This is a genomic window from Bariatricus sp. SGI.161, assembly GCF_050313695.1.
Lineage (GTDB): Bacteria > Bacillota > Clostridia > Lachnospirales > Lachnospiraceae > JAFBIX01.
Genome location: NZ_JBNPLX010000006.1, coordinates 18,603 through 39,801, shown reverse-complemented (window position 1 = coordinate 39,801; position 21,199 = coordinate 18,603). Strand labels below are relative to the sequence as shown.

23 protein-coding genes and 1 pseudogene are annotated in these 21,199 nt (G+C 38.3%); all 24 read left to right on the top strand.

The features are described from left to right. The first annotated feature begins 49 nt into the window (after positions 1-49). The 24 genes and pseudogenes from ACQRBH_RS04955 to ACQRBH_RS04840 all read left to right on the top strand — a co-directional run bounded on the left by ACQRBH_RS04955 (position 50) and on the right by ACQRBH_RS04840 (position 21,178). Positions 50-1,588, top strand: a complete 1,539-nt coding sequence (locus tag ACQRBH_RS04955) for a xylulokinase (RefSeq protein WP_427761067.1) — start codon at positions 50-52, stop codon at positions 1,586-1,588. A gap of 13 nt (positions 1,589-1,601) precedes the next feature. After that, a complete protein-coding gene (locus ACQRBH_RS04950) occupies positions 1,602-2,645 on the top strand; it encodes an alcohol dehydrogenase catalytic domain-containing protein (protein WP_427761066.1) in 1,044 nt (347 codons plus the stop codon). A gap of 246 nt (positions 2,646-2,891) precedes the next feature. After that, positions 2,892-3,866 carry a sugar-binding transcriptional regulator gene (locus ACQRBH_RS04945; RefSeq protein ID WP_427761065.1) on the top strand — a complete coding sequence of 325 codons (975 nt, stop codon included), beginning with the start codon at positions 2,892-2,894 and terminating at the stop codon, positions 3,864-3,866. Between the two features lie 305 nt (positions 3,867-4,171). Continuing rightward, positions 4,172-5,278: a substrate-binding domain-containing protein gene (locus tag ACQRBH_RS04940; protein ID WP_427761064.1), complete on the top strand. Its 1,107-nt coding sequence runs from the start codon at positions 4,172-4,174 to the stop codon at positions 5,276-5,278. 104 nt (positions 5,279-5,382) lie between these two features. Then, positions 5,383-6,891, top strand: coding sequence for a sugar ABC transporter ATP-binding protein (locus ACQRBH_RS04935; protein WP_427761063.1), 1,509 nt, complete (start codon positions 5,383-5,385; stop codon positions 6,889-6,891). Then, positions 6,881-7,843, top strand: a complete 963-nt coding sequence (locus ACQRBH_RS04930) for an ABC transporter permease (RefSeq protein WP_427761062.1) — start codon at positions 6,881-6,883, stop codon at positions 7,841-7,843. The genes ACQRBH_RS04935 and ACQRBH_RS04930 overlap by 11 nt, the downstream gene beginning before the upstream one ends. A 47-nt stretch (positions 7,844-7,890) precedes the next feature. Continuing rightward, entirely contained in the window at positions 7,891-8,970 is a 1,080-nt protein-coding gene (locus tag ACQRBH_RS04925; RefSeq protein WP_427761061.1) for an alcohol dehydrogenase catalytic domain-containing protein, read from the top strand. A 13-nt stretch (positions 8,971-8,983) separates the two neighbouring features. Further along, positions 8,984-9,475 (top strand): ureidoglycolate lyase, encoded by a 492-nt coding sequence (locus ACQRBH_RS04920; protein ID WP_427761060.1) that lies wholly within the window; start codon positions 8,984-8,986, stop codon positions 9,473-9,475. A 56-nt stretch (positions 9,476-9,531) separates the two neighbouring features. Continuing rightward, entirely contained in the window at positions 9,532-11,043 is a 1,512-nt protein-coding gene (locus ACQRBH_RS04915) for an FGGY-family carbohydrate kinase (protein WP_427761059.1), read from the top strand. A gap of 344 nt (positions 11,044-11,387) precedes the next feature. Next, complete coding sequence (locus tag ACQRBH_RS04910) at positions 11,388-12,449, top strand: galactitol-1-phosphate 5-dehydrogenase (RefSeq protein WP_427761058.1); 1,062 nt, start codon at positions 11,388-11,390, stop codon at positions 12,447-12,449. 40 nt (positions 12,450-12,489) lie between these two features. Then, complete coding sequence (locus ACQRBH_RS04905) at positions 12,490-12,768, top strand: BMC domain-containing protein (RefSeq protein ID WP_427761057.1); 279 nt, start codon at positions 12,490-12,492, stop codon at positions 12,766-12,768. Positions 12,769-12,873: 105 nt separating this feature from the next. Next, positions 12,874-13,095 (top strand): hypothetical protein, encoded by a 222-nt coding sequence (locus ACQRBH_RS04900; RefSeq protein ID WP_427761056.1) that lies wholly within the window; start codon positions 12,874-12,876, stop codon positions 13,093-13,095. A 139-nt stretch (positions 13,096-13,234) separates the two neighbouring features. Continuing rightward, positions 13,235-14,059: a triose-phosphate isomerase gene (gene tpiA / locus ACQRBH_RS04895; RefSeq protein ID WP_427761055.1), complete on the top strand. Its 825-nt coding sequence runs from the start codon at positions 13,235-13,237 to the stop codon at positions 14,057-14,059. 98 nt (positions 14,060-14,157) lie between these two features. Then, a complete protein-coding gene (locus ACQRBH_RS04890; RefSeq protein WP_427761054.1) occupies positions 14,158-14,769 on the top strand; it encodes a hypothetical protein in 612 nt (203 codons plus the stop codon). A gap of 50 nt (positions 14,770-14,819) precedes the next feature. Then, entirely contained in the window at positions 14,820-16,253 is a 1,434-nt protein-coding gene (locus ACQRBH_RS04885; RefSeq protein WP_427761053.1) for an aldehyde dehydrogenase family protein, read from the top strand. A gap of 10 nt (positions 16,254-16,263) precedes the next feature. Beyond that, positions 16,264-17,589: an SLBB domain-containing protein gene (locus tag ACQRBH_RS04880; protein ID WP_427761052.1), complete on the top strand. Its 1,326-nt coding sequence runs from the start codon at positions 16,264-16,266 to the stop codon at positions 17,587-17,589. A gap of 10 nt (positions 17,590-17,599) precedes the next feature. Beyond that, entirely contained in the window at positions 17,600-18,148 is a 549-nt protein-coding gene (locus ACQRBH_RS04875) for a BMC domain-containing protein (RefSeq protein WP_427761051.1), read from the top strand. Between the two features lie 59 nt (positions 18,149-18,207). Further along, entirely contained in the window at positions 18,208-18,486 is a 279-nt protein-coding gene (locus ACQRBH_RS04870) for a BMC domain-containing protein (RefSeq protein WP_427761050.1), read from the top strand. A gap of 52 nt (positions 18,487-18,538) precedes the next feature. Continuing rightward, a complete protein-coding gene (locus tag ACQRBH_RS04865) occupies positions 18,539-18,814 on the top strand; it encodes a BMC domain-containing protein (RefSeq protein ID WP_427761049.1) in 276 nt (91 codons plus the stop codon). Positions 18,815-18,955: 141 nt separating this feature from the next. Beyond that, positions 18,956-19,576: pseudogene (gene deoC / locus ACQRBH_RS04860) on the top strand (deoxyribose-phosphate aldolase); the annotation flags it as partial. Between the two features lie 218 nt (positions 19,577-19,794). Further along, positions 19,795-20,103 (top strand): EutN/CcmL family microcompartment protein, encoded by a 309-nt coding sequence (locus ACQRBH_RS04855; protein ID WP_427761048.1) that lies wholly within the window; start codon positions 19,795-19,797, stop codon positions 20,101-20,103. Next, positions 20,103-20,564: a ribose 5-phosphate isomerase B gene (gene rpiB, locus ACQRBH_RS04850; protein WP_427761047.1), complete on the top strand. Its 462-nt coding sequence runs from the start codon at positions 20,103-20,105 to the stop codon at positions 20,562-20,564. Before ACQRBH_RS04855 ends, rpiB begins: the two co-directional genes overlap by 1 nt. Positions 20,565-20,590: 26 nt before the next feature. Further along, a complete protein-coding gene (locus tag ACQRBH_RS04845; protein ID WP_427761046.1) occupies positions 20,591-20,863 on the top strand; it encodes a EutN/CcmL family microcompartment protein in 273 nt (90 codons plus the stop codon). Positions 20,864-20,881: 18 nt separating this feature from the next. Then, positions 20,882-21,178: a EutN/CcmL family microcompartment protein gene (locus ACQRBH_RS04840; RefSeq protein ID WP_427761045.1), complete on the top strand. Its 297-nt coding sequence runs from the start codon at positions 20,882-20,884 to the stop codon at positions 21,176-21,178. Positions 21,179-21,199: the final 21 nt, after the last annotated feature.

The window sequence follows — 21,199 nt, the reverse complement described above, 5'->3', positions numbered from 1 at the left end:
ATGATAGATATCGAGTATCAAAAGTTCTAATTAAGAAAGGGTGAGAAAAATGAAAAAAACACTATTAATGGCGATTGATCTTGGAACAAGTTTCATTAAAGCAGGAGTCTATGACACCGATAGTAATTGCATAGCTATAGAGATGGAACCGGTGAAAGATTATCGTCCAAGTCCAGGTGTCTTTATCCAGAAAGGAGAGGAATTGTTCGGATCGGTATTAGAGTGTATGAAAAAAACTGTGAATACATTGGGAGATCGGAGCAATCAGGTAGAGGCAATTGCATTTACAGGACAAATGGCGGGATTTATGGGAGTTGACAAAGACTGGAACGATATTACAACTTGGTCTTGTTCTCTGGATAGCAGGTATATGCCATATGCTGAACGGCAAATGAAAGAATTGAAAGATAAATTTTTGTGCATTGGTGGAACTAATTTCCCACAAATGGCACCAAAATATGAATGGTTCAAAAACGAATTCCCAGAAGAAAGCAAAAAAATCGTAAAATATTTAATGATAAGTGGATATGTGATTGGAAAATTAGGGGATATTCCTGTAGAAGAAGCTGTTATTGATCGCTCATTTACACAGTGGACAGGTCTTGCAGATGTCCAGAATGATCGATGGTCTGATGAAATATGTGATGCAATTTCTTTGGATAAAAAATTTTTACCAGAGATTGTAAATTCGAATCACATATGTGCACATTTGAATAAAGAAATGGCGAATATTATTGGATTGAAAGCAGGAATACCTCTTGTGTCAGGGGCAGGAGATAAGCCGGCAGGATGTTTAGGTGCAGGTATTGTTAATTATGGGGATACAATTTTTGAAGCTTCTTCTTATGGTGAGATAAGTTGTTGTGTGCCAGAATATAGGCCGGATATGTTAGAAAGGCGTCTGGATGTTATCCCATCTGCGATTCCTGGGGATTTTTTTGCAACACATTATGTTGCGGGATCAGGTATTACTTTAGATTGGTTCATGAATACATTTGTAAGGCAGGAAGGTCAATCGACAAAAGAAATGTTTGCAAATATGGAACGAGAGATGGCCAATATCAAGCCTGGATGTGATGGCGTAATGGCTATTGGATTATTAGGTGGAAGTTCGATGCCTTCAGATGGTGTGTTAAGAGGTATGTGGATGGGATATGATTGGAGTCATTCTAAAGCGCATTTTTATAAAGCGTTGCTTGAAAGCTTTACTTATGACTTCACACTTTGTCTGCAAAGTATAGAAAGATTATATCCAGAATATGATATTTCTGATGTTAAGATAATCGGAGGTGGAGCGAAATCTCCTGTTTGGACGCAGATGTGCGCAGATGTGCAGAATAAGCAGTATTCCGTACTTGACAGAGAAGATGTAGCGATGTGGGGGGCTTCTATTCTTGCTGGTAATGCAATAGGTGTATTTGGTGATTTAAAGCAAACTGCGATAGATCACGTGAAAGTAATGAAAGAATATAAGCCAGATGAAGCATATGGTAAGAAATATCATAAATATATGGAATTATATAAACAATACTGCGTAGAATTACATGATTTCTATAAGAGATTACAAGAACTTGCAGAAACGGAATAGGAGAGGTGTGAAAATGAAAGCTTATATAATGGATGAAAATAGGCAACTAGTAGTAAGAGAAATGCCGGAACCGATTGCAACAGAAAATAATGCAATTATAGATGTTAAATATGCATCTATCTGTGGTACGGATTTTCGTACGTTTACAAAAGGCAATGAAAGGATTTCACCTCCTCGAATTTTAGGTCATGAGTCGGTAGGAATTGTAAGGCATGCAGGTGCGCTTGCAATGGCAAATGGTATTCAAGTTGGAGATAGGGTAACGGTTGCACCGGCAATTGGATGTGGTGAATGTTGGCCATGTAAAACAGGACATACGAATATGTGTAATCATCTTCAGACAATTGGGTATCAGTACGAAGGAGCTTTTGCTAGTCAGATGGAAATTCCACGTCAGGCAATTATAATGGGAAATGTAATTAAAGTACCAGAGCGGGTATCTGACATTTCAGCAGCACTTTCTGAACCAGCAGCGTGCGCATTGAATGCTCAGCAATATTTGAAAATCCAACCTGATGATTATGTTGTTATATACGGTAGTGGATATATTGGATGTGTTCATGCAGAACTTGCGAGATTAGCTGGCGCAAGCAAAATTATTATGGTGGAAATTGCAGAGGCCAGAGCGGAAATCGCGAAAAAAATGATTCCGGGAATTATTATGATTAATCCAAAAGAACAAAATACTGTAGAGGAAGTAGCGAGAATTACTGGAGGACGTGGTGCGAACGTTGTAATTACAGCACTTTCTGTACCGTCAACTCATACAGAGGCACAAATTATTGCGGCAAAAATGGGAAGAATTAGTTTGTTTGGCGGAATAGCAGGAGAAAGTAAAGGCTTTATTGATAGTAATTTAATCCATTATAAAGAGTTATCTGTTCATGGTGTGCATGCAACCACGTCAGTTATGATGAAGCAAATTATGGAATATGTATCTGAGGGCAAACTAAATCTAGAAAAATATGTTTCTGCTATTTGTAAGCTTGATAATATTCAAGATGGGTTTATATCTATTCGTGATCAAAATGCATTGAAAGTTATTGTAGAACCATAATAAAAAGTAGAATAAGGCAAGAGGCGGAGAGAGGAAGTACCTTATTCCGCCTTTCTGCAATATGTTTATGCTGTCGGAAGGAATTATATTTAAATTAATGTGGAAAACATATAGTTTTGTACACTGGTGATTGTAAAAAATGGTAATTATTGACAAACATAGTCTGCGTTGATAAAATTTATAGATAAGGTTGATCGTGTAAGGAAGAGCTTAAGTTTTGAAAATTAGGAACGGCAGGTAATAAGCATGAACATTGAAAGCAAAAAAGATATTCAGAAAACAGGGCTGCTTGTGCAGGTGGCTCGTTTATATTATGAGCACAATTTAAGTCAAAATGATATCGCGAAAAAGGTGAATTTATCGCGTCCATATATTTCTAAGTTATTGAATGAGGCGAAACGAGAGGGAATAGTAAAAATAGAAATTAAAGATCCGATTATGACTGAAAGCTTAATAGAGCGTCGAATGAGAGAATATTTTGGATTGAAGAAAGTCATTGTTGTGCCAAAAGTAGAGGATATAAGTCCATTGCAACAAGTTGGAGAGGCAGCTGCGAGATATTTGAATCAAATAATCCAGAGTGGTGACGTCATAGGATTTTCGTGGGGAGAAACGGTATATGAGTGTGCCAAAGCATTACAAAAAAGAGAAGATTTGAAAGATATAATTGCAATACAGATGTGTGGTGGTGTCAGCAATGTGAAACGTAATGTGTATGTATCGGAAATAACGAAATCATTTTCTGTGATGTTGAATAGTGCAGGATATATGCTCCCATTTCCGGCGATTGTCGATAATAAGCAGGTGAAAAGTGTAATTGACAAAGAGCATACCATGAAAGAAGTTCTGAAATATGCAGATAAGGTGAATATTGCAATTGTTACGATGGGTAAATTTAATAGTCAATGTGCTTTGGCGCGTGTTGGTTATTTGAAACCGGAGGAAATTGAGAGATTAATAGAAAAAGGTGCAGTTGGAGATATTTGTACTCATATCATTAATAGAAATGGTGAAATATGTGATGCGGATTTAGATGCGCGGACAGTAGCGGTTTCCTATGAACGGATAAAACAGATTGATACTAGAATTGGTGTGGCGGTCGGCGAAAGTAAAGCTGAAAGTATTCTTGGTGCCCTTAGAGGAGGGGTTGTTAATGTGTTTATCACAAATGAAGTGACTGTGGAAGCTATGAAGGAAATAGAACCAGAAATGTTTCAGTGATCTCTGCAAAAAACTGAATATAAAGAAAAAAGATACAACAATATTTATCAAAGTTGTATCTTTTTTTTATCAAAATATTTCCATAATTTACCAGTATCAAAAACAGTATTTAATGTTATAAACTGAAAATGTTTAAAATATATAAAAAATATAAAAAATTAACAAATGTTTTATTGATATTGACAAAATTTACTTAGTGTGATATCTTTAGATTACAAAAGAGCTTCATATATGAACAAATGTTACAAAAGACGAAAAGCAAAAGCGCGCAAAACGAAGATTTCAAAAAAAGAGGAGGAAAGAGAATGAAAAACAAAATGAAAAGGTTGCTTAGTATTATGCTGGTAGTAGCGATGATGGCAATGTTAGTAGTCGGATGCTCAGGAAAGAGCTCATCATCCGATAGTGATGAAGGCGGAGAAGCTAAGACAGAAGAAAAAGAAACTTTTAAAGTAGGTTATGCAAATAAAACGTTAAATAATCCTTACTTTGTAGCTCTTGATCAGAAGTTAAAAGAAGAAACCGAGGCTTTGGGATGGGAATATGCTAGTTTAAATGCCGATGAAAACATCGACAAAGAAATGGAAAATATGGAAACATTTATCAGCCAGGGATACGATTTGATTATCATTAACCCTATTGATTCCGAAGCTTGTCTGCAGTCAATTTCTAATGCGGCTTCAGCAGGAATTCCTGTTATTGCAGTTGACAACGCACCAGATGATTCAGCAGAATGTGTTACTATCGTTTGCTCAGATAATGAGAGAAATGGTAGAGCAGTTGGTCTTTATGTAGGAGAACAGTTTGGGGACGATCCGATTGTTTCTGTATTGTTATCAGGTGTTAAAGGTGCTGTAGTTTCTCAGGAAAGACGTACTGGTTTAATGTGTGGTATCATCGAGCAGAGAACTGGATGTACTGAAGATGAAGCTTGGGAACAGGCAAGAGAAATGGAACAGACTTTGATTGACACAGGTAAAGCATATCATGAAGGTGCTGACTTTGCTATTAACGGACAGGGCTGGGGCAACTGGACTGCTGATGAAGGCCTTCCTGCAATGGAAGATTTGCTGACTGCAAATAAAGATATTAACTTAGTACTTGGTGAAAATGATAATATGCTTCTTGGTGCTATGACAGCAATTGAGAATGCTGGTCTTACAGGTATTAAACTGGCAGCTGCAGCAGATGGACAGAAAGAGGCTATTAAGTTAATCGCTGATGGTACAGATTATCTTGCAACAGGCGATAACAGCCCTGTAACAGTTGCTAAGATGACTCTGGAAGTTGCTGTTGATGTTCTTGAGAACGGAGCAACATCTGATGATTACGAGACTGTTACACGTACTCCTGCACTGTGCTACACAGTAGAAAATGCAGCAGATTATTATGATCCAGATGCAGCATTCTAAGCATTAGAAGTTCGAAAAGTAAATGTGTTAAAAAGGGGATGCTTCATTAAGAAACATCCCCTTTATAAAAAATGGTGTATGAGAGCATATAAGGAGTTGGAAACATGGCGAATGAATACAGAGTTGAAATGAAAAATATCGTGAAAAGATTCGGCGGTGTTTTAGCTTTAAATGACGTGTCGTTCAGAGTTAGACCAGGTGAAGTGCATGCGCTTGTTGGAGAAAATGGGGCTGGAAAATCTACTCTGATGAAGATTTTGTCAGGCGCATACCAGAAGGATGAAGGAACGATTTTCATAGACGGAAAAGAAGAGAAGATTTCGTCACCGAAAGAAGCAAAAGAACTGGGTGTGGCAACGATTTACCAAGAGTTTATGCTGGCTCCGCATTTAACGGTTGCAGAAAATATATTCATCGACAGATTGTCGGACAAAGGTAAATTCATCAATTGGAAAGACTTGAATCAAAAGGCTTCGGAGATTCTTGATCAGCTTGGGTTCGGAGAGATTAATGCAAAACAGCGAGTTGAAAATCTGTCAGTTGCATATCAGCAAGTGGTAGAGATTTGTAAGAATTTGACTAGAAATGCGAAAATTCTGGTTTTAGATGAACCTACGGCAGTGTTGACATTTACAGAAATCGAGAAATTGTTTTCACTGATTAATAAGCTGAAAAATGATGGAGTAAGTATTATTTATATTTCTCACAGACTAGAAGAAATCTTCCAGATATGTGACAGAATTACAGTTTTAAAAGATGGTACTTTCGTAAAGGAATTAAATACGACGGAGGTAAATAAAGGGCAGTTAGTTAATCTTATGGTAGGACGTGATATGTCTACACTCTTTCCATCAAGAGCTGCTAAAATAGGGGATGTTGTATTAGAAGTTAAAAATTTGAACAGAGGGAAGATGGTTCGGAACGTATCGTTTTCAGTCCGTGCTGGTGAAGTGCTTGGATTTAGCGGCCTGGTCGGAGCTGGAAGAACAGAGACGATGAGAGCTATATTTGGTGCAGATAAGAAGGAGTCCGGAGAAATCTGGCTTAATGGAGAGCAGGTAAACTTTAAGAACCCCAGAGAGGCGGTGAAAAAAGGTCTTGGACTGCTTCCTGAGGATAGAAAACAACAGGGGGTGTTGCTAGAACAGAGCATCCGTGTTAATACGACACTTTCCGCGCTGAGAAAGATTACACAGCTTTTGGGAATTATTAATTTCCAGAAGGATAAAAAGCTGGCAGAAGATGTTTTGGCAGAATTGGCGACAAAATATAATTCTATAGAAGATAATACATCGAGTTTGTCTGGCGGTAATCAGCAAAAAGTAGCACTGGCAAAATGGCTGGTTGCAGACTGTAAATGTATTATTTTGGATGAACCGACCAGAGGTGTTGACGTTGGTGCGAAAGTAGAAATATATAAAAATATTAATGACCTGGCAGAACAAGGTGTTGCAATTGTAATGATTTCTTCTGAAATGACAGAAATAATCGGTATGTGTGACAGAGCATTGATTATGAGACAAGGAATGGTTGTCGGTGAACTGGATAGGTCAGAGCTGGCAGAAGATAGACTAATTAGATATTCGATGGGAGTTAATGAAAATGAAGAATAGTAGAAATAAAATCGGAAAAATTTTAATTAACAATAATACATACATTATGCTGCTAGTGCTGTTGATTATTTGTGCGATTATATCTCCAGACTTTTTCACAGTACAGAATATCACAAACCTGGTAAGACAGTATTCAGGAACAACTATCGTGTGTATGGGTATGTTGTATGTCATTCTGACTGGTGGAATTGATTTGTCCGTTGGATCTATTGTAGCGCTTGGTAGTGTAATGGTTGCTTGGTCGTTGACGACGAAGGATTTAGGAATGGCTGCAGCGATTATCATGCCTCTTTTATGTGGTGTATGTTGTGGCGCGGTTACAGGATTCTTTGTAGCGTTTACTAATATGGCACCATTCGTAGCATCACTTGCAATGATGACAATTGCACGAGGTGTTGCATACGTCGTATCAAATGGACAACCGGTACAGACTCCAGCAAACACAATTGGAACACTGGGTATTGCGAAATTAGGAGGAGTAATTCCGTGGCTTGCAATTATAGCATTAATATTTGTATTAGTGTTCTGGTTTATTATAAAATACACCTCTTTTGGAAGAATTGTAATTGCAATTGGTAGTAACGAAGATGCAGTACGTTTGGCTGGTATTAGAACGAAATGGTACAAGTTGGCTGTTTATGCGATTTCTGGTCTGTGTTCTGGTATGGCTGGTATTGTTGCAGCTTCAAGAACTGCAATTGGTACCCCAATTATCGGAGAAGGATTGGAATTGGATGCAATCGCAGCGTGTGTAATTGGAGGTGCGAGTCTTAGCGGTGGACGTGGATCGGTTTTGAAGACTGTCGTTGGTGTATTTGTATTAGCATTTATTAGTAATATTATGAACCTTTTGGCAATTCCTGCATATCCACAGGATATTATCAAAGGTGTAATTATTATTCTTTCTGTATTGATGCAGGAGTTCACTAGTCGAAAGAGCGATAGTGTTTAATATGTAGACTGTAATTTATAAAATCTAGGATAATGGAGGTATTTGGTATGGCAAAGACAGTAAAAACCATGAAAGCATTGGTAGTGTATGAAAAGGGAAAGTATGTTCTCGAAGAGGCGTATCCAGTTCCGGATTTGAAAAAAGGAGAAGTCTTGATTAAGATTGAAGCATGTGGCGTATGTGCCAGTGATATTAAAAACTGGCATGGAGCAGAAGGTTACTGGGGAGATGGAACGACTGAGCCTTGGGTAAAAACACCGTTTATACCAGGTCATGAATTTGTTGGAGAAGTTGTAGAAGTCAGTGATGATTATGAAGGAACAGTAAAAGTTGGAGATCGAGTAACAGGAGAACAAATTGTGCCATGCGGAGAATGTATGTTCTGTCAGACAGGAAAATATTGGATGTGTGATAAGGCCGATATTTTCGGATTCCGCGAGCATGTTAATGGCGCTATGGCAGAATATATGGTACTTCCAGCAAAAACAAGAATCTATCAAATTCCAAAAGATCTAGAACTTGAAAAGGCAGTCCTGATTGAGCCTTATAGCTGTGCAAAACATGCGATAGACAGAGCTGATATTAAGAATACAGATGTTGTTGTAATCTCAGGCGTTGGTACACTTGGTCTGGCAATGGTTAATTATGCGCGCTTGAGGAATCCTAAAACTTTGATAGCAGTAGATATGATGGATAATAGATTGGAAATTGCTAAAAGATTTGGTGCTGATATAATTATGAATCCATCAAAATGCAACATTCCAGAAGAAGTAAAGAAACTTACAAATGGATATGGATGTGATATCTATGTAGAAGCTACTGGTCATCCATCCAGTGTACAGCAAGGACTTGACTCTATTAGAAAACTTGGACGTTTTATTGAATTTAGTGTATTTGGGCAAAAAGTATCTGTTGATTGGTCAGTAATCGGAGATGGAAAAGAATTGGATCTTCTTGGCTCACATTTGGGACCATATTGTTTTGATGTTGTAACAGAATGGATTGCTAATAATACAATTTACACAGACGGAGTTGTAACACATACTTTCGATTTGGATCATTGGCAGGATGCCTTTGAGCAGAATTCAAAAGGAGAAGGCTCTTTGAAAGTAATTATTAAACCGTAGAGGAGGTTGCAATATGAAAATTAAGGCGAAAGAATTGACAAAAGATAACTTTGCGGTATATGGACAATTTAATGATATGCTTGATAAGGCTAGTGCGGGATTTGGATCAGATGCATTTATTTTTTATCGGGACAGTATTCGGTATGCAGCAGCGACTCCAGTATTAGGATTATCTACTCTTTCTGTAAAAAGAGATGAGAATTTCCAAGTGATGGCAATGGAGTATCATACTCATACAGCTGAGGTTATGATGCCTATGGACGATGATATGATATTATGTATACAAAAAGCGGGCAGTGAAGATGAACCTACGCCGGAAGATATAGAAGCATTTATTGTGCCGAAACATGTAATGGTTCATTTGAATCCAGGTGTCTGGCATTACATGCCGTTGCCGGTAAACAAAGAAGAAGTAAATGTATTGATTGTATTACCGGAAAGGGCATATCATAATGACTTAGTTTCTGTAGACATGTCTGCGAAAGAAGTGTTTATTGAGATATAAGCAATTAAAAGGAGCAGAGTTGTATCTGCTCCTTTCTAAATTATAAGGAGGAAATCATGGGGAACTATTTTGTGGGAATTGATACTGGTACTCAAGGTGTACGCATAGGGGTCACGGATGAAAAAGGAAACTTTGTTACTGTACATGAAAAAAAGTGGGGGACAGATTATCCTATGCCAGGATGGGCAGAACAGAATCCAACAGTTTGGTGGGAAAGCATTGAAGAAACTTTTGGATTGTGCTGTGAAGATTTAAGTGAAGACCAAAAGATGTCTCTTGTGGCTTGTAGTGTGTGTGCAACATCTTCTACTACTTTCCCGATAGATATGCGGGGTAATCCGATGACAAAGGCCATGATGTGGATGGACATTAGAAGCAGGGATATTGCTGAAGAGATTAATTCCAGTGGACACGAAAGATTGAAGCAATGTGGAGGTGAGGTATCGCCGGAATGGCTGGTACCAAAAGTGCTCTGGGTAAAAAGAAATCAAAGAGATATCTATGATGAGTGTTGGAAGTTTGTAGAACAGTTAGATTGGATTAATTATAAACTGTCCGGTAATCTGGTCGCATCAGTATGTAATACAGTATGTAAATGGAATTATTCGGTGTCAGAAGGATACGATAGAAGCTTTTTTGAAAAAATCGGTCTGGAAGATTATGAAGAAAAGATGATTACAGATGTAATCAAAATAGGAGAGGAAGTAGGAACGGTCACTGGAGAATGGGCAGAAAAATATGGAATTAATCCGAAAACGAAGATTGTTCAAGGATGTATTGATGCACATATGGCAATGTTTGGATTGAATGCTGTGTCTGAGAAAAAGTTGGCAGTTATCATGGGAACTAGTTTTGTTCATCTGTGCTTAACAAAAGAAAAAGCAAATGTGAAGGGAATATGGGGACCTTATGATAGCGCGGTGATAGATAATATGTGGTTATTAGAGGGCGGACAAATTTCAGCGTCTGGTTTGGTAAATTGGTTTCGGGAAAATTTTCATATCGAAGGAACAAAAGAGAATGTATATGCACAATTAATGGAGAGTGTAAAAGATACGGAAATAGGAGCAGAAGGATTGGTTGTGTTAGATTATTTCCAAGGAAATCGAACACCATATAAAGACTCTTATTCTAAGGGGGTAATATATGGCCTGACAATGAAGCATACGTGGAAACATATCTACCGTGCAATTTTGGAATCAGTAGCTTTTGGTACACACAATATAATAAAGAATTTTGAAAAGCAAGGGTGTTTGATTGATAAGATTGTTGCTTGTGGCGGAGTTACAAAAGATAAAGGATGGATTCAGATTATTTCAGATGTAACAGGAAAACCGATTGTTATTACAAAAGAAAGTCAGGCAGGTGTTTTGGGATGTTGTGTCGTGGCAGCTTCGTGCGGGAGATATTATGAAGATTTTGAGGAAGCGGCTGCAGCGATGGTTACTGATGAAGTTACGTTTTATCCTGATATGAGTTCACATCTGAAATACCAGGGAATATTTAAAAAGTATCTACAGTTATATGAATCATTAAAATCAATGATGCGAGAAGACAGGAACAATTGATAGTAACTAGGTAGAATTCGTTATTGACATTACTAAGGGTAAATGGTACTATTCTAATAGGAACATAATATACTATTTAATGAACAAACGTTCATAAAAGAGGGGAATAACATGGCATAAAAAATGAGAGCAATACGCTTGTTAGAGTCAAAGGATATTCGCTGTGTGGAAGATGGACTGATCCATTATTGGTGATACAAAAGAACTTGATTTAGAAAACAGGGAAGAGGCATTCTACCTTAATGGAAAAGGTGATCACTCTATGAAGGTGGTTTTACGCCCATAATAATGCCAGGAAGTGTATATTATAGTTTGTATTATTAAGAAGAAAGGGAGAAATGAGTATGAAAGCCGTATTAATGACAGCAATTAAGGAATTGAATTATGTGGATTATGAAAAACCAACGCCAAAAGATGATGAAGTTTTACTTCAGATTATGGCAGTTGGTGTTTGTGGTTCTGATATCCCAAGAATTTTAGTATCAGGTCCACATGTGCTCCCGATTATTCCTGGACACGAGTTCGCAGGGCGCATTGTAGAAGTTGGCAAAAATGTAAAGGGATGGAAAGTAGGAGATAAGGCCAGTGCAGCGCCGTTGCTTCCATGCAATGAATGTGAATGGTGCAAAAAAGGTATTTATTCGTTATGCGAAGATTACAAGTATTATGGATCTCGTAATAATGGTGCATTTGCACAGTATCTTGCAGTAAAAGAAGAATGTTTGCTTCGGTTGGATGCGGATACTCCTTATGATTGGGGAGCTACAATCGATCCGGCAGCAAATGCGATTCATGCTTATCTTCGAGCAAATGGAAACGGAGAAGATACTGTTGCAGTATATGGACTTGGAGCGATTGGATTATTTGCAATTCAATATGCAAAATATCTTGGCTGTAAAAAGATTGTAGCAGTTGATATAGACGATGGAAAGCTGGAAGACGCTGTTAAATGTGGCGCTACATTCACTGTTAATTCATTAAAAGAAAATCCAGTTGAAAAAATTAAGGAATACACAGATGGAAAGGGCGTAACATTGTCTCTGGAAATGTCTGGGGCACCAATATGCCAGCATCAAGCTATTCTTGGAACTGGCAAAATGGGAAGAGTAGTTTATCTGGGCATTTCTCATAAACCATTAGAATTATCTGAAAAGGCAGTGGATCAAATTGAGAGATATCAGATTAGTATAATAGGAAGCTGGAATTCATTTTCTAACCCATATCCGGGATTTGAATGGACAGAAGCAGCTAAACTAATGAACGAAAAAGGATTTAATCCTGATTTGCTTATCTCACATAGACTCGATCTGTCTGAAATGCCAGAAATTTTTAAACAGATTGATGAAAAGAAACTAGTTTACAATAAAATTATGTTTTATCCGAATGGAATGGAAGAAAGAAAGTAAAGAAATATAGTGTCTAAAATGATATTTGGAGGTATGAAAAGTGGCAAAAGAAGCATTAGGAATGGTAGAAACAAAAGGTTTGATTGGCTCTATTGAAGCAGCAGATTCTATGGTAAAGGCAGCAAATGTTCGATTGATTGGAAAAGAAAAGATTGGCTCTGGTCTTGTAACAGTTATGGTTCGTGGCGATGTTGGTGCTGTTAAGGCTTCTGTTGAAGCAGGATCTTCTGCTGCAAAGCGCGTCGGAGAACTGGTTTCTGCACATGTGATTGCAAGTCCTCATGATGATGTGGAAGGAATTTTACCGAGTGTGGAGTAGTCTCAAATCTATATGAATGACGATTTCAACTAGGCGTTAAAGGGATGTGTTTGGCGCATCCCTTTTCTGTAATTGGAAGTATTGTGTGATAAAGGGGGATGATGTATGGCAGTAAAAGATGGAGATTTAAAAACAGATTCTAAAGTGGAAGATAATCATGAAAAACCAGTAAAAAATACAGGGATAAAAAGACAAGCAAATACCAGATCCCAATCAAGAAAAATTGTAAAGAAATCACAGCAAAATGAAATGGATAAGGATAAGGAGATTAATGATCGGTACCAGAGGATGAATGTTGATCAGGAGCTTCCAGTGTATTTACTTTAGAGAGCGGGATGTTGATATTGGTAAAATGCTATGATAATAAGGAAGAAACAAAATATACCAAGCGATTATTAAATATTACTCTTGCTGATTCGATAGATGAGATGTGTGAATAGTATAGTCGGACAGGAAGGAGAAAGAATTGGACAAAAGAGATATTGAGATGTTGGTAAGACGCCGGGTTCAGGAATTAGGATTGGATATGAATCCCGGTGTGAAAAAAGAATATATAATAGCTGCAAACTGGAAGATGAATATGTCTGAAAAAGAGACAAAAAGATTTCTCGAGGAAATGAAAGCAGTTCATATAGCAGATAATATTAAAGTTATGATTTTCCCGCCTTACCCATATTTGCATCTGTTTAAAGAAAATCTTCGTTATGAGAAGATTGCCTATGGTGCACAGGATGTGGCAAAAGAAGAAAAAGGGGCATATACAGGAGAAGTCAGTGCCTCTATGCTGGGTGATATGGGATGTTCCCTGACAATCGTAGGACATTCAGAAAGAAGAACTTATTATGGAGATACTCCTCAGATTGTAGCTCAGAAAGCGAAAGCTGCATTAACATATCAGATTACACCCGTGGTTTGTATTGGGGAAACTTTGGACGAACGTCAACAGCAACGTTATAAAGAGGTACTCAAAGAACAACTGGATGCTGTATATAATGAGATTGGCACTAAGGTGGGGGATTGTATTATTGCATATGAGCCGGTGTGGGCTATTGGTACAGGTGTGATTCCTACATTGGAGCAGATTTATGAAACTCACAAGTATATATTTGATGTTTTGAAAGCTTATGGTTTGGCACATGAGAACATTAAGATATTGTATGGTGGCAGTGTGAATGCCAAAAATGTAAAAGAGATTGCTTCTGTAGAACATGTAAATGGCTTTTTGATTGGAGGGGCAAGCCTGAAGGCAGAAAGTTTTAAGAATATTATTGGATTAGCGAGTGAGGTTTAATGGGAGCAAAATTTAGTAAGAATGAAATCAGTGAAGTTATTCGCCGAGTACTTACTTATTATCTGCACAAGAGAGAAAATCCGACAGACAGAAAAAAGGTGCTGTTTTTTATTCCTAAATTTCCAGTAGGATTACAAGAAACGCTTTCGGAATATGAATTGTATGATGAATTAGATTCCATAGATTTTTTTGTAGAGGACACAGACATCGAGGAACTAAAAAGTTTCGGATGTAAAATATATTATGCATCTGATGCTAAGGATGTAAGTAGTATTTTAAATCGTTTGTCTACATATGAAAAGTTGGAAATATATGATCCGTCACTCGATTTTTTAAGAGATCTAAAAGAGGGAAAGGAAAGAAATATATTTATCAAAATTGCCATTTTCTTTTTAATGTCAGGGGAACCTGTTATTGTCAGGCTACCTTATGATATGGATCATATTTCTCAAGGTGTATTTGGAAGAGCAGCAAAAGATTTGAAAGATGATTTGTGTGATATGGGGATCCATTTTTCTGGCCTTAAAGCGGATTTTGCAGAACTTTTCAGAGAAAGTGCAGGGCAGAAACTGGATTTTGTATCAGAGGAAGTAATCAACCAGTGTTACGAAAGAGGTGAAAAACTGATTTATGTGAGTATAAATGCGGTTGTAACACCTCTGGCTGTGGAAAGAGCCAAAGAATTGAGCATAGGTATAATAAAGAGTTAGCCAATACCTGGACAAGTATAAAAGAAAAATAAACGAATGGAGGGTTTATTATGGGAATTTCAACTTCAGATATTTCGCGTTATATCCAAGAAGTAGAAAGTGAGTTGGGACGAACTGCTGTATGTAAGACAGATAGTTCTGCATATGCAGGAGCAGCAGATGGAGACAGTGGTCTCTTTAATACTGCAGAGGAGGCTATCAATGCAGCTATTATAGCTCAGCAGAAATTAATGAGATTTACCCTCGCAGAACGAGAAAAATTTGTATCTGTGATGCGTCAGGCAGCGAGGGATTCTGCAAAAATGTTGGCAGAACTTGCGCATGAGGAAACCGGATATGGTCATGTGGAAGATAAAATTGTAAAAAATCTTCTTGCAGCTAATAAGACTCCGGGGACCGAGGATCTTCAGACTATAGCGAAGACTGGTGATGATGGTCTTATGCTTACAGAGATGGCACCTTTTGGTGTGATTGGAGCAATTACACCATCAACCAATCCTACAGCAACGGTTATCAATAATGGTATTGGAATGATTGCTGCAGGAAATGCAGTTGTTTTCAATCCGCATCCTGGAGCAAAAAGAGCATCTGGAAAAACGATTCAATTAATGAATCAGGCAATTATTGCTGCAGGCGGACCTGCGAACCTGTTATGCGCACCGAAAGAACCAACAATGGATACCAGTGCTGTAATTATGAATCATCCGCGTATCAGACTTTTGACTGTAACTGGTGGAGAAGGTGTCGTAAGAGTAGCTATGAAGACTGGAAAGAGATGTATTGCAGCTGGACCGGGAAATCCTCCGGTAGTGGTAGATGCAACAGCTGATATTAAAAAAGCTGCCAGCGATATCGTAAAGGGAGCAAGTTATGAAAACTGTATTCTTTGTATCGCAGAAAAAGAAATCCTTGTCGAGAATTCAGTTGCTGATGAATTAATTCGCGAGATGGTGAAAAATGGTGCATATCTTTTGAATGGTATGGAACTTGAAAAGGTTTGCGCAACTGTAATGGTAAAAACCAAAGAAGGAAAATGGGCACCTAATAAGAAATTTGTAGGACGTGATGCTTCATATATTTTAAAAGAATCTGGCATTTATGGAGGAAAAGATGCAAAAGTGGTTATCTGTGATGTCCCATTTGAGCATCCGTTAGTAATGACAGAGATGTTAATGCCAGTTGTACCTGTAACAAGAGTGGCGAATGTCGATGATGCGATTGAAAAAGCTGTGATTGCAGAAAATGGATGTCACCATACAGCTATGATGCATTCTAAAAATGTAGATAATCTGACTAAGATGGGACGTGCGATTGACACGACAATATTTGTAAAGAATGCGCCATCTTATGCAGGATTAGCAATCGATGGTGAAGGATATACTACACTTTCTATTGCGACACCAACAGGAGAGGGCCTTACATCTGCTAAGAATTTTACGAGATCTCGAAGATGTACACTTTCAGGATCATTCAGAATCGTTTAAGAGGGTAGATATGAACGAATCAATGTTAGAAAAAATAAAGAAAGCCGGTGTTGTTGGTGCCGGTGGTGCAGGATTTCCTACATATGTGAAACTCAAATGTACAGCCGAATATGTCATTGTTAATTGTGCAGAATGTGAACCCTTGATTAAATCTGATAAATATCTGATGGAGCAAAATGCGGAATCAATTGTTGAAGGATTAAGATGTGCCATGAGTTGTGTGAGCGCAAAGAATGGGGTTCTCGCAATAAAATATAAAAATAAATCGGCAGTTCATGCACTTGAGGCAGCGGTTTCTGGAAAAGAAAATGTGTCGATTCATTTGTTAGATAATTACTATCCTGCAGGTGATGAGCAACAGATTATATATGAGGTCACAAAAAGAACAATTCCTGTTGGGAAATTACCGTCAGAAGTTGGATGTGTTGTAATTAATGCTCAGACAGCATACCATATTGCACAAGCCATGGAGGATAAGCCGGTAGTAAGAAGAAATGTAACTATTACGGGGGCGGTCCACTCACCATTGACAATTACAGCGCCGATTGGCACCGCTGTGGCATATTTGATTGAAATGGCCGGTGGAGCTACTGTAAAAGATTATTCGGTTATTATTGGCGGTCCATTAATGGGGCGAGTGTCAGAGGATCCGAGTAACGAGTTTGTGACAAAGACGACAAATGGAATTATTGTATTGCCAACGGATCATGAGCTGATCCGCAAAAAAACAGTAAGCTTAGAACAAGAGTATAAGATTGCCAAGTCAGCGTGTTGTCAATGTAATTACTGTACTTTGATCTGCCCGAGAAGCAGCCTTGGACTTGGTGTTCAGCCACATAAAGTAATGCAGGCATTGACATTTAATAATGCAGATGTATTGATTGATGGAAATGCAGCGTTGGGATGTTGCAATTGTGGCTTATGTACTTATGTAGGGTGCAATATGGGGCTTAGTCCTAGTAGATTTATATCTAAGATGCGCTCAGAGCTTTTGGCGAAAAAGGTGAAAAGCAATCATGAGCCGAAACCGGTCAATCCGTTTAGGGATGATATCAAAGTATCTACAAAAAGGGTAATACAGAGAACTGGGTTAACAGAATATGATATAGATGTTCCGTATGTGGATTCTTATGATGCGCCGAGGGCTGTAAGAATTATGTTGAAACAACATATAGGGGCACCTTGTGAACCTGTTGTTTTGGAAGGCGATACAGTAATAGAAGGACAGTGTATTGGACAGATACCAGAGAAAGCTCTTGGAGCCTGTGTACATTCTTCTATCAACGGTCGCGTTGTAAATATAAGTAAAGACTATATAGATATAATGGAAGCTTAAGGAGTTAATCATGGGAGTGTCAATAGGATCTGTAGAATTAAATAGTGTAGCAGCTGGAGTTATAACAGGTGATGCAATGCTTAAGGCAGCTAATGTAAATTTGGTTGCAGCGCAGCCTACATGCCCGGGTAAATTTATTATCATAGTGTCGGGTGATACATCCAGTGTGGAAACTGCGGTTAAAGCAGGAATGGCCAGTGGGAAGGACAAAGTGGTTGATACTTTGATGATTGCAAGTGTTGCTCCAGAGGTTATACCTGCGATTATGAGGACATCTGCTCCAGAACAGAGTGAAGCGGTTGGAGTAATAGAGACATTTTCACTTGCAAGTGCAATCATTGCAGCAGATTATGCGGTGAAAAGTGCTGCCGTTGATCTGATTGAGGTGCGACTGGGAAGAGGTCTTGGTGGAAAGGCGTTTGTAGTCTTAACAGGAAAAGTTAGCGACGTTACAACTGCTACAGATTATGCCAGAAAACAACTGGCAAAGGAAGGAATGATATTGAATATTACGGTTGTTCCATCCTTACATCCGGATTTGTATCAAGCTTTATTGTAAAATAAAGTGAGATATATATTATAAAAACTTTAACATTAACATTTTAAGAGGTGAAGAAAATGGGAAAAGAAGCATTAGGAATGATTGAAACAAAAGGGTTGATAGGAGCAATTGAGGCGGCAGATTCAATGGTAAAAGCAGCAAATGTACACTTGATTGGCAAAGAACAGATTGGATCTGGACTTGTAACAGTTATGGTACGTGGTGATGTCGGAGCGGTTAAGGCTTCTGTAGAGGCAGGCGCTTCAGCTGCAAAACGTGTTGGTGAACTGGTATCTTCACACGTAATTGCAAGCCCACACAATGATGTAGAAGGAATTCTTCCACAGGCAAAATAGAAAGAATAGATAAGATTAATATTAATATAAAGAAAAAATGGAGGTATTTAAAATGGCTAAAGAAGCATTAGGAATGATTGAAACAAGAGGATTGGTAGGAGCAATTGAGGCAGCAGATGCAATGGTAAAAGCAGCAAACGTTCGCCTTGTTGGAAAGGAAAAAATTGGATCTGGACTTGTAACAGTTATGGTGCGTGGTGATGTTGGAGCAGTTAAGGCTTCTGTAGAAGCAGGTGCATCTTCTGCAAAACGTGTTGGTGATGTTGTATCCGTACATGTAATTGCAAGCCCACATGACGATGTAGAAGGAATTCTTCCACAGGCTTAAATTACAGAAAAAGATATTATACCTAAATAAAAGGAGATTTTTAATATGGATATAGAGAGATTAATTGCAGAGATCACGGAAGAAATCTATAACAAAGTATCTTCTGATACGAGTTTTGCTTCAGCTTGTGGTTCATCAAAAATGGATATGGCAAAATATCTTGATGATACTTTGTTGAAAGCGGATGCAACACCTGATCAGATTATAAACATCTGTAAAGAAGCAAGAGAATACAAAACGGCATCTGTATGCGTTAACTCATGGTATGTACCATTAGTTGCAAAAGAACTTGCTGGTTCAGGAGTTAAAACCTGTTGTGTAATCGGATTTCCTTTAGGAGCTTGTACAACAAATACAAAGGTTGCTGAGACTATTGATGCAATTAAAAAGGGTGCTGATGAAGTAGACATGGTAATTAATGTCGGCGCTGCAAAGGCTGGGGACTGGCAGTATGTAAAACAAGATATTGAAGAAGTTGTAATTGCAGCAAGAGGAAAAGCTTTGGTAAAAGTAATTATCGAGACTTGTCTGTTGACTGATGAAGAGAAGGTAAAGGTATGTACGATTGCTAAATTGGCAGGTGCAGATTTTGTTAAGACTTCTACAGGATTCTCAACAGGCGGTGCTAAAGTAGAGGATATCAGACTTATGCGTCAGACTGTAGGTCCGGACATGGGAGTAAAGGCATCTGGTGGTGTTCGTGATTATGCAACAGCAAAAGCTATGATTGATGCAGGTGCAACACGTATTGGAACCAGCAGCGCAAAAGGAATTCTTTCCAGCGCTCCGAGTGCTTCTGGACATCAATGTATAGGATGCGGTGCTTGTCAGAAAAAATGTCCATCAGGAAGAGTTGATATTATAGCTGCAAATAATTATTAAAAGACACATATTAGAACTGCGGCCCATAAGTAAAGCCTAGGCAGAACGGGGTCGCTTTTCTTTCTGAAAGAAATAATCATTAAGGAGGAAGTGCTTTTATGTATGCAGCAAAAATTATTGGAAATGCAGTATGTACATGCAAGGAGCAAAAACTAGTGGGATTAAAACTTTTAGTTGTGCAGCCCATTAGTCTTCTGACATTAGAAAATGAAGGAAAGCCGGTTGTTGCTATTGATGCAGTTGGTGCTGGAGAATCAGAAGTAGTCCTTGTGGTGGGCGGAAGTTCTGCAAGGCAGACTGCGGTAACTACAAATATGCCGGTCGATGCAACTATAATGGCAGTTGTTGATTATATAGATATTAATGGAAAGCAAGTTTTTGAAAAATATTCAGGGGGTGAGTCCTAATGAAAATTGCGATTGGAGCCGATCACGGTGGATATGAATTAAAGGAAAGAATGAAAAAATATATTGCTGAATTGGGACACGAATGTATGGATGTAGGAACGTTCAGTACGGAAAGATGTGATTATCCAGATTATGCGTTTCAGGTAGCAGCAGCAGTTTCCTCTAAAAAATGTGATTATGGAATTATGATTGATGCAGTTGGAATTGGATCTTCTGTAATGTGTAATAAAGTGCCTGGAATCCGTGCAGCGGTTGCAAATGAAATCTATTCTGCCAGAAATGCAAAACTCCATAATGGTACAAATGTTTTGTGTATCGGAAGTCTTATTATTGGTGATGGTGTTGCAAAGGAAATCATCAAAACATGGTTGGAAACAGACTTGGCAGGAGAACGTAATATTAAAAGAGTAAATCAGATCAATGAGATTGAACGCAGAATATTAGGATGCAATAATAAGTAATAACCATAATTTACTGAAGGCAGGTGATGGAAATGCAGATTGCAAGAGTAATAGGTACTGTGGTTGCAACAAAGAAGGATGAAAGATTATCAGGCGTTCGTTTGATGGTGATACAGCCGTGTAATTCGAAAGGTGAAGATGTGGGGAAGCCCATAGTTGCAGGTGATGCAATTGGCAGTGGTATAGGTGAAACGGTTATTTATGCAACGAGTAAAGAAGGAGCATTTTGTCTTCCAAATCCTGATGCCTGCTGTGATGCTGGAATAACAGCGATAATTGATAGTATGTATTCTATTTAGGAGGCATGAGAATAAAGTATGGTGATTGCAAAGGTCATTGGAAATATTGTGTCAACACAAAAGCATGATGATTATAAAGGTCAGAAACTGTTAATTGTTCGTGCGGTTGACCTAAATGGAGAATTATATGGTAATGAAATGGTTGTTTGCGATGGAGCAGATGCAGATGCGGGAATTGGGGACTATGTTTTGATTATTCAAGAAGGAGGTTCCGCGAGACTTGCGGCGCGTTGTGATCATTTGGGACCTATAGATCGAACTGTAGTTGCGATTATCGATACAATTGAAACTACAGAAGGTGTTTTGAATAAATAATCTTTGGGTGGAGGTAACAAA

Excerpts from the sequence above, each read along its gene's own strand:
- ACQRBH_RS04955 (WP_427761067.1), top strand. The coding sequence starts at position 50 with ATGAAAAAAACACTATTAATGGCGATTGATCTTGGAACAAGTTTCATT.
- ACQRBH_RS04950 (WP_427761066.1), top strand. The coding sequence starts at position 1,602 with ATGAAAGCTTATATAATGGATGAAAATAGGCAACTAGTAGTAAGAGAA.
- ACQRBH_RS04945 (WP_427761065.1), top strand. The coding sequence starts at position 2,892 with ATGAACATTGAAAGCAAAAAAGATATTCAGAAAACAGGGCTGCTTGTG.
- ACQRBH_RS04940 (WP_427761064.1), top strand. The coding sequence starts at position 4,172 with ATGAAAAACAAAATGAAAAGGTTGCTTAGTATTATGCTGGTAGTAGCG.
- ACQRBH_RS04935 (WP_427761063.1), top strand. The coding sequence starts at position 5,383 with ATGGCGAATGAATACAGAGTTGAAATGAAAAATATCGTGAAAAGATTC.
- ACQRBH_RS04930 (WP_427761062.1), top strand. The coding sequence starts at position 6,881 with ATGAAGAATAGTAGAAATAAAATCGGAAAAATTTTAATTAACAATAAT.
- ACQRBH_RS04925 (WP_427761061.1), top strand. The coding sequence starts at position 7,891 with ATGGCAAAGACAGTAAAAACCATGAAAGCATTGGTAGTGTATGAAAAG.
- ACQRBH_RS04920 (WP_427761060.1), top strand. The coding sequence starts at position 8,984 with ATGAAAATTAAGGCGAAAGAATTGACAAAAGATAACTTTGCGGTATAT.
- ACQRBH_RS04915 (WP_427761059.1), top strand. The coding sequence starts at position 9,532 with ATGGGGAACTATTTTGTGGGAATTGATACTGGTACTCAAGGTGTACGC.
- ACQRBH_RS04910 (WP_427761058.1), top strand. The coding sequence starts at position 11,388 with ATGAAAGCCGTATTAATGACAGCAATTAAGGAATTGAATTATGTGGAT.
- ACQRBH_RS04900 (WP_427761056.1), top strand. The coding sequence starts at position 12,874 with ATGGCAGTAAAAGATGGAGATTTAAAAACAGATTCTAAAGTGGAAGAT.
- ACQRBH_RS04885 (WP_427761053.1), top strand. The coding sequence starts at position 14,820 with ATGGGAATTTCAACTTCAGATATTTCGCGTTATATCCAAGAAGTAGAA.
- ACQRBH_RS04880 (WP_427761052.1), top strand. The coding sequence starts at position 16,264 with ATGAACGAATCAATGTTAGAAAAAATAAAGAAAGCCGGTGTTGTTGGT.
- ACQRBH_RS04875 (WP_427761051.1), top strand. The coding sequence starts at position 17,600 with ATGGGAGTGTCAATAGGATCTGTAGAATTAAATAGTGTAGCAGCTGGA.
- ACQRBH_RS04870 (WP_427761050.1), top strand. The coding sequence starts at position 18,208 with ATGGGAAAAGAAGCATTAGGAATGATTGAAACAAAAGGGTTGATAGGA.
- ACQRBH_RS04865 (WP_427761049.1), top strand. The coding sequence starts at position 18,539 with ATGGCTAAAGAAGCATTAGGAATGATTGAAACAAGAGGATTGGTAGGA.
- ACQRBH_RS04855 (WP_427761048.1), top strand. The coding sequence starts at position 19,795 with ATGTATGCAGCAAAAATTATTGGAAATGCAGTATGTACATGCAAGGAG.
- rpiB (WP_427761047.1), top strand. The coding sequence starts at position 20,103 with ATGAAAATTGCGATTGGAGCCGATCACGGTGGATATGAATTAAAGGAA.
- ACQRBH_RS04845 (WP_427761046.1), top strand. The coding sequence starts at position 20,591 with ATGGAAATGCAGATTGCAAGAGTAATAGGTACTGTGGTTGCAACAAAG.
- ACQRBH_RS04840 (WP_427761045.1), top strand. The coding sequence starts at position 20,882 with ATGGTGATTGCAAAGGTCATTGGAAATATTGTGTCAACACAAAAGCAT.